The organism is Pseudoalteromonas sp. GW168-MNA-CIBAN-0100, assembly GCF_040309225.1.
Taxonomy (GTDB): Bacteria; Pseudomonadota; Gammaproteobacteria; order Enterobacterales; family Alteromonadaceae; genus Pseudoalteromonas; species Pseudoalteromonas arctica.
Map to the genome: position 1 here is coordinate 1 of NZ_JBEOOL010001163.1, position 232 is coordinate 232.

Sequence of the window (232 nt, forward strand, 5' to 3'; positions counted from 1 at the left end):
TATCAGAGCAGTTGTCGGCGGATGATTTAGGCGCTTTGCCTGATGTATCTATGGCTGATGCGCTGACACGACTGCCGGGGATCTCTGCGGTACGAACCGGCGGCCAAGCGGCAGAAATCAATATTCGCGGTATGTCCGGTGGCTTTGTATTTTCAACTTTGAATGGTCGCGAGCAAGTATCAACTAGCGGCAGTCGCAGTATTGAGTTTGATCAATACCCGTCTGAGTTGAT

The 232-nt window shown here is 50.9% G+C and carries 1 protein-coding gene; it reads left to right on the plus strand.

All coding sequences use genetic code 11. The features are described from left to right. Positions 1-232 (plus strand): TonB-dependent receptor plug domain-containing protein (locus AAEY62_RS25035; protein ID WP_350637205.1); only part of this gene is annotated, 232 nt, incomplete at both ends.